Annotated in this window: 5 protein-coding genes; 3 read left to right on the plus strand and 2 right to left on the minus strand. The window is 35.3% G+C overall.

Annotated features, from left to right (window positions below; translation table 11 throughout):
• Window positions 1–279 precede the first annotated feature (279 nt).
• The 3 genes from CKF59_RS06345 (at window position 280) to CKF59_RS06355 (ending at window position 4,648) form a co-directional block, all read left to right on the plus strand.
• Window positions 280–885 carry a GNAT family N-acetyltransferase gene (locus tag CKF59_RS06345; protein ID WP_119535107.1) on the plus strand — a complete coding sequence of 202 codons (606 nt, stop codon included), beginning with the start codon at window positions 280–282 and terminating at the stop codon, window positions 883–885.
• Between the two features lie 222 nt (window positions 886–1,107).
• Window positions 1,108–2,547 carry a hypothetical protein gene (locus tag CKF59_RS06350; RefSeq protein WP_119535108.1) on the plus strand — a complete coding sequence of 480 codons (1,440 nt, stop codon included), beginning with the start codon at window positions 1,108–1,110 and terminating at the stop codon, window positions 2,545–2,547.
• 13 nt (window positions 2,548–2,560) lie between these two features.
• Window positions 2,561–4,648 (plus strand): hypothetical protein, encoded by a 2,088-nt coding sequence (locus CKF59_RS06355; RefSeq protein ID WP_119535109.1) that lies wholly within the window; start codon window positions 2,561–2,563, stop codon window positions 4,646–4,648.
• 210 nt (window positions 4,649–4,858) lie between these two features.
• Here CKF59_RS06355 and CKF59_RS06360 read toward each other — a convergent pair whose 3' ends face one another.
• Together CKF59_RS06360 and CKF59_RS06365 are read right to left on the minus strand one after the other, a co-directional pair.
• On the minus strand, window positions 4,859–6,901 hold the full coding sequence (locus CKF59_RS06360; protein WP_119535110.1) for a M3 family metallopeptidase: 2,043 nt from the start codon (window positions 6,899–6,901) through the stop codon (window positions 4,859–4,861).
• Window positions 6,902–7,270: 369 nt separating this feature from the next.
• A complete protein-coding gene (locus tag CKF59_RS06365) occupies window positions 7,271–7,786 on the minus strand; it encodes a DUF4410 domain-containing protein (protein ID WP_119535111.1) in 516 nt (171 codons plus the stop codon).
• Between the last annotated feature and the right edge of the window lie 449 nt (window positions 7,787–8,235).

Genomic DNA, 8,235 nt, shown 5'->3' on the forward strand with positions numbered 1-8,235 from the left:
GCTTTATTTGCTTTGTTATTGCTTTAAAAAAACAAGAAAAACTCTTTCTTTTTGTTTCTCTTTAATTTAGACAAACTAAAAACAGTTAAAGTTTTAAAAAATCTTAAAAATTAAGAAATTTTTTATAAAATTCTTTAAAAAAATTCGCAAATTGGTTATTCTGTAAGAAATCAAGAAAAAACTTCCTCTCTTTATTCGTTTTTTCTTAAAATCTCTTAACTTAAGTCCGCCAAATCAGTTACAATATAAGGAACTAGAGTTTATTCTTTCGAGGTTTTTATGACCCATCAATTTGTTTTAGCTCAACCTCATATGCTGAGCCGTATTGTCGAAATCTATAACCAAAATATTGCTTCACGGTTGGTGACTGCTGATCTCGAAGAAGTTACGGTAGCACAACGTCAAGCTTGGTTTGATTTTCATAATACCAATCCCTCTTATCCTCTATGGGTAGTACTTGATGCCCAAGAACAAATTATGGGCTGGTTTTCTTTATCTCCGTTTTATGGGCGCATGGCATATCGAGCGACTGCAGAAGTAAGCATTTACTTAGATGAACAAGCTCGAGGTAAAGGCTTAGGTAGCCAAATTATTGCTTTTCTTAAAGAACAAATGCCAGTTTTAGGTTTAAATACTTTGCTTGCCTTTATCTTTAGAAAAAATGTGCCAAGTATTAATGCCTTTTTACGTCATAAATTTAAAATTTGGGGAGATCTCCCTAATGTTGCCAATATGGAAACTCATCTAGAAACGCTCGTGATTATGGGCTTCCAACTGAGCTATAAAAAAGCTCAAGTCGAAGATAAATTTGCGCCAATTCCCGATTATACCGATCAAGCGGGAGCAACGCTCCTCAACAAAAACCAAAATCAAGCTCAAGAATAAATCCCAAAAACTAAATAACCAACAAAGGCTAATCAGAGCAACATCCTCTCGAGTATAAGCTGAGCTTGCTTATACTTAGAGACTAGATTCTCCTAGATAATCTCTACTTATATGCCATGTTCTCCTTGACTAGTAGGTAGTACTTGCATGAATTCTTATGCCTAGATAAGCCTATAATGCACAATTGGTTATTTGCTCAATACCAACTTTACCTATATTAATATGACAAAAGATTCTGAACAAGAGCTAAGGGTAGCTACTTTAGAAAATAGCCCTGATGATCTACTCTCTGAACACTTATTAGAACTTATCTATAAAATAAATGATCTCTATGGAGTTATGCAAGATGGGAATAGCCTCATCTTACGTAGCATGGAATTTTCTTGCACTAGCATTTTTCTCAACTCTAAACAAGAGGTCTCCTCTATCGATCCTAGTGTCAAAGGGGTTTTTGCAGCCGAAACCAGTGAGTTTAGTAATTTTCGTGCAGATATTAATAGACTTGCCTTTGCTCACTTTAAAGTACTGCTGATGCAAGAAATTACTGGACAAAATAAAAATATTTCCAAGCGTAATAACCTTTTAGTGAATTTATTCCAAACCTATATGATTAACGCTCGGATTCAGCGTAGTCCTTATTTACTGCAACCAGCCCTAACACAAAGCCAGTTCTTTGATTTAAGCCAAAAGGTAATGCAACAAGTTCCTTTAGCTCAAATCAAACCTCAAGGCTTCGAAAGCCAAATGCCTGATGCAAGTTATGATGACTTTGCTCTTACTCATGCTTTACTTGCTTATGCTTATGCCCAAGAGCAACAATTGCGTTTTGAAGAATATGAGCAACTACTCGAAGTAGTCTATAAATATCTCATTGGCTATAGTTTTATTAACCATTGGTTAGGACTAGCAATTAACCTCCAAGCTTATGTCTACCATTATTATCCCGATTGCTATCTCAGTACTCCAATTTGGGATTTAGTTGCCAATGAAGATCCTAAGGAAGATGTCCGCATTCACTCTTGCCAAGCTCTTTGTGCTTTTGTGAAATATCAAATAAACAATCTTGAAACTAAAGAGCAACTACATACTCTAACCCAAAAATGGTTTAATCGTGATCTCCATCTCGATTTTGAGTTCTTTTGTCAAAAAATCAAACTCCAAGAGTTTGGAGGCTTAGAGAAGTTTCCGTTCCCAGACTTACGTAAGGCTCTTGCTGATGCGAGTTACACCTCTGATGATGATTATCGCCACAGCTTATTTTTACTGCGTAATAGCCAAGAAACAACGTATGCTTACCGAGGGTTTCGTGAACTAAAGTCCATTGAACAAGGATTAGAAAAACTCGACAACTTCTATCTCAAACAACAAAAAATGAGTCAAGAAGCTTACCTAAAACAAAAGGTAACCAATCCTGCTCATACTTATGCGAAAAAAGTGTTGACTTGCTACCAAGAATTACAAGTTACTCTCGCTCAAAACCTAGGTTTAAGTGAAGAGGAGCTAAGCAAATTCAAACCTCGAACTCCTCAAGCCCCAAAACCTGAGCAGCCACCTCATGCTCTATGGGCATTTTTTACTACTAATGGCAAGGCATTTGCTCTTACCAAAACCCTTGCCTTACTCTGCGTACTCGCAGTCGTTTATATTAATACCCGATTTTAATTGAGGACTAGCCATGAGTTTTTCTTATGACAATCTTCCTCCACAGGTCAATCACTTCAATAATGCTTTGGCACAAATAATTACCGGTGGAGAACAAATTTCTGCAGCTACATCTATCCATCATAACTTCTATGACTTTCAGGCTTATAAGATCCTCTTACAAAGTCGTTGGACTAATCAAACTTATACTTTAATGGATAGCAATCCTGAAACTCCGCTTTTACATTATCTTACTGATCTCAATCATTTTAGTTTACTTGATATCCTCAGTGATTCAAGTACTTATCACTTTTTTCACTTACTCGTAAGTGAAATGTTGGGGCGTAATAAGCGAAATAAACAGCGTCGTGATCTTGTAGGAAAACTCATAGCTACCTATGAGTTACATAGTCATAGTAGTCATAGTCCTTACTCTTTCTTTACGCCTCTGACTCCAGCTGACTATCAAGAGTTACAACATCGTCTACAAGCAGGTACTTATACCCGAGAAACTATTTTGCTCGACAAGTATAATTCTCCAAGCTTACCCGCTTTTGTACAAACTCATGCTTTATTAGTTTATAGTCAGCAACTGCTGGAATTAAGTCATAGTGAAGATGATCTTGATGTTAATCAAGTACTAGATTTGGTTTATGAATATCTCTTTAAATATGATCTCCTCGGTTTAATCCTTGCTAAAGACTTAGTGCATCGTAAAACTCTCGAACTCCACTTTCCAACCCTGAGGTTTCCGCAAGTACTAATAAACTTTGCATTTAATCCTATGAGTGATGAGTTTATTGACAGTACCTTCTCTTTCTTTAGCCAATACCTTACCCGTGAGCAAAGAGAGGTGCAAGAAGAATTACTTAGTTATACCCGCCAGTGGTTAAATTCGGATCTCGACTATTTAAGTTTTATGCGTGAACTTAAAGTAGATCCAGAGCTGACTCAACTCGAACTCTTTGATACTAAGCGTGAAAGCTTCTATGAAGAACCTCTTACTCGTTATAACTTTGGTTATAATCAAGGGCGAGCTTATGTCGTTCAAGCTCTCAAAGAGAAAAGTCTCACTGAGCTCCAAGAGAGTTTAGAACTAGATTATCAAGCTCGAGAAGCTTATGATCTTGGCTATGCTAAAGGGGTAGATGATGCTCTAAGTTTTGCGCAAACCGGAGTTGATCCTCTGCGACCTTATGCAGACTACTCGTCTCAAGCCAGCGATAAAACTCAACAAGAGTATCTTCTGTTAAAAGCTTGGAGTGAAAAATACCTTGAAAAGCAGAATTTAAGTTACTTCTTACCTTTAGAACAGATTCCGCTCTTTTCTACGCCAGAAGCGGTGAGTACACGTACGCCGAATATGACCGACTTAGCAACTTTTAAAGAGCAAGAAAGGTACTTCCAGAGCTTGAAAGAAGGAGAACTCTTTGAGCTACTGCATGATCCAGAACAAGAACCAAAATTTAATCTTTTTAGTTGTGTCGTCTATATTCCTCAGTTTAGTGACCAAGCTCAAGTTGATCTCGATCAAAGAGCTCATGAAATCTTAGACAGTCTTGAACAAACCGTTTTTGAGTATGGGTATTATCGTGAACACGAGGATCTACGCCGCTGGGTACAAAACTATTCACAAGCTTTACTTGAATATAATGGGCTTACGCGAGAAGAAATTACTTATAATCTCTTCTTTGCTACTTCGCAACTGCTTAACAATCCAAATAGTGTGGAACTCTTTAATAAAAAACGTCAAGATCCTAAGGTTGCCGACCTCAAGCGTTGGGGATTAGAGGTTGAACTAATTGCTTCCAACTTCCATCAAGAAGAAGCAAAAACGCCTCAAGGCCAATTTTGGCAAATCATGCATCAAGTACACCAACATTTTACTTGGCGTACGCATCTACGTGCAAGTGAAAAAGCTTCAACCACTCGAGTTCCGCCTGGAGTTTATCATTACGAAGATCTTCATACCGAGCAGGTCCAAGAAAAAGTAAGTAAAACTAGATCTAACTATGTATTTTCTTGGAACACTTCTAAACCTTGGCAAAGATTCCTTGGTTTTATGATTTACTTAGGCATTGCTCTAGGATGTTTATGGTATATTGCTTGTAAACTACTTTAAAAATAAAACTAAAAGCTAAAACAAAAAGTCACGAATTAAACTCGTGACTTTTTGCTTTAGCTATTTTTACTTTTGCTTTAACAATTTGCTAACAAGAGATAAGTATGCAAAAAAGGCATCTCAGTTTAAGATGCCTTCAAGCGTACTTTTTTACTTAATTTATTATCATGTATATTTATACATTATACACTAAAGTTAAACGAGAACTTCTTAATTTTTCTCGGCTTCAAGAATTCCATATTTAACTAAAAGTGCGGTTGGATTAGGTTTACGACCACGGAATTTTACGTAGTTTTCCATTGTCGGACGTGTCCCTCCGGCTGCTAAAATATTATCTTTAAAGGCTGTAGCTACACTTGGCGAGAATACATCTCCTGCTTCTTTATAAGCAGCAAAAGCATCCGCAGCTAACACATCCGCCCATAGATAACTATAGTAACCCGCAGAGTAACCTCCGGTAAAGATATGTCCAAAAGTATTTGGGAACCAAGATTTACGTTCACCAAACACTAAGTCTGTTGATTGCGCACGTACATCTTTATGTACTTGGTGTACACTACGCTCGTCATCTTTACTAAAGAGTTCCATATCAAAGAGACCATACTCAACTTGATTCGTTAAGAAGATTCCACCTGAGTTAAATTTATTTAACTCTAATAAGCGTGCTACTTTAGTCGCTGGTAGGGTTTCTCCGGTTTCTACATGACGAGAGATTAATTCTAGAGCTTGAGGTTCAAACACCCAGTTTTCGTGAATTTGTGATGGTAATTCCACCGCATCCCATTCCACATTAGTCCCACAAAGAGATTGCAGTTTAGTTTTAGTTAAGAGTAAGTGTAAAGCATGTCCCATTTCATGGAAAAGGGTTTCTACTTCATATACACTTAATAATGCTGGTTTACCATTTAATGGCGGAGTAAAGTTACCACATACATAAGCTACTGGGAGTTTTAATTGAGTTTTAGTTTCAAAACGCCCAAAAGCTTGATCCATCCATGCTCCTGAACGTTTAGTTGTACGAGCATAGATATCTTGATATAAACCAGCAATGAGCTTACCGTTTTCATACACACGGAAGAATTTTACATCTGGATGATAAGTTTCTACACTTGGATCTACTTCAAAAGTTACTCCATAGAGGCGTTCTAAGATTTTAAATAGACCTTGTTGTACTTGATCTTCAGGGAAATATTGACGTAACTCTTCAGCGTCGATATCAAATTTAGCTTTAACATACTTGTGGTTATAGTAACTAAAGTCCCAAGCTTCTAAAGTTTCAATGCCATCTAACTCGTGAGCAAACTCTGTTAAAAGACGTTTTTGTTCTTGAGCTTTAGGTACAGCTTTATCACGTAGCTCTTTTAAGAAACTAATTACTTGCTCTGGGGTTTCAGCCATTTTTGTAGCTAAACTACGTTCAGCGTGGTTATTAAACCCTAAAAGTTTTGCTTGAGCAGTTTTTAGTTCATAAATTTGTTGCACTAAAGCAGTATTGTCATATTTACCACCCGTAGTATCGTCAGGAGAAGCTAAATAAGCATAAGCATTATAAAGCTCTTCACGTAACTTACGATCATTAGCATATCCCATTACTTGAGCTATTGCAGGTGGCGCTAAAGTAATTAAGTAGCCTTCTAAACCTTCAGCTTGAGCATAAGAAGCTAAAAGCTCTAAACCATTTTCTGATAACCCATCTAATTGTGCTTTATCAGTAATGTGTTTTTTCCATTCTTGACGAGCAAATAAACTATTATTTGAAACTTTAGTTGCTAACTCGCTAAGTTTTACGGCATTTTCTTCATATTGTTTAGCTGCCTCACCTTCGAGTTCAATTCCATTTAATCTATAACCTAATAAAGTTAACTCTAAATCACGTTTTACTTCTTCAGGATATAAATCATAGTCTGCAGCATTAGCAAGTTTTAAGTATTGTTTATACAAGTCTTTATTACGTGAAACCTCTAAAGAAAGACGTGATCTTTCTTCGGTTAAAGCATCATAGGCTTCAATATACTCAGGAGTAGACAAAGTACTCGAGATATGATCAATTGGATTCCAATGTAGTTCTTCAGTTAAAGTCTCTTTAAAGCTTTCTTCACCATAAAAATCTTCAACTGTAGGATTTTCTAAAGCTATAGCTTTAGCTAAGTCAGCTTTTACTCTTGCTTTATGATCTTCAAACAGTTGACGAAGATTTTCTGGTTTGAATTGAGAATAATCAATGGTATAAAGTTTTGTTTCTTTTTCAGACATGAAAAATCCTTTCCCTTGGAGAGGGAGGTTAAATTTAAGATATTTATCCGTAACTCAACTCCATAATCAAGTTATGGAGCGTGAGCTAACTTGCGTAAATAGCTTAAATAGGTGTTAATATTATTTATCTTCCTCTTTGATTTTAGCACAGAGAAAACTAAAATACAAAGGAGAGCAAAAATAAGCTCAGCATAAAGCTAATAAAGCCTCAAACTCCAAAAAGATTCGGGCAAATAAGATGGTAGTAACTTAAAAACTAACCTTAAAAATCTTCTAGGAAAACACTATCAACAACCATTCTCTTTTAAAAACTTCTCTAATAAGAAAAAGCTTCTAAGTTAAACCTAGAAGCTTTTTCTTATTAAAAATTTATTTAGTTTTTCTTACAAAGAATTTTTCTTTTAAAATATCTCTTACTACTTGTCTTACTGCTCTATCGATCGAGGATTTAGCATTACCTCCAAAAATCCCCATAAAGATTCTTGATGAAGTAACAATAGTTACATCAGTACGTCCATAAGATTCTTGACGTTTACTTATAATCGTTACTTCAGCTAGTAAATGAGCTTGACCAGCACCAAAACCGATTAAATAACGGAGTAAACGGCTACCTGGCTTGTATCTTTCTACGTGTACTTGCACCTCTACATCTTCTTGTTCATTAATAAAATATTGATGTAAAGTTTTATCTAATCTTTGAGTAAATCTTATAGAAGCTTCTTTTATCGTTTCATCATTAAGGTCAGAAGTATTTACCACCTTAAAACCACGATAATCAAAAGTTGCTTCTGGATTTTTCTCCATCACCGTATTTACTGAACATGATGCCAAGAAAAATGAACAAAAAATTGCAATAATTAAAGAAAAATATTTGTATTGAGACATATGATTTTAATAAATAAGTTGAAACATTAATATCAATTACCTCTATAAAAAAGTAGTTTAAAACTAAAAGTATAGAGAAGTAACATTATAGACAAATAATATAAAAGCAAGTACCTATAATAGCATAATTTACCTTGACTTTGCATTTATGTTGAGCATAAAAAAAGCCTCCATGTTTAAAACACGAAGACTTCTAATGTTCTTACTTTATTTTATTCAAAATTATGAATAGCTCTAAAAATCATCAACGCTCAATCATTCTGTTAATCCCTATCCAAAAAAGTTACTCGTTACTTTAAAAAACCTAATAACTTTTTTAAGGTAATAAAAAGGATTAAGCATGTTACCTAATCCTCATAATCATTTTGATTAAGCTAAGATTTTAAAGATAAATTTCTATTGAAACCATTTCTAAAATCTTGAGCTGATTGTTTTCTAGATACCAAATA

Origin of the sequence: Psittacicella gerlachiana (assembly GCF_003585965.1) — a bacterium.
Lineage (GTDB): Bacteria > Pseudomonadota > Gammaproteobacteria > Enterobacterales > Psittacicellaceae > Psittacicella > Psittacicella gerlachiana.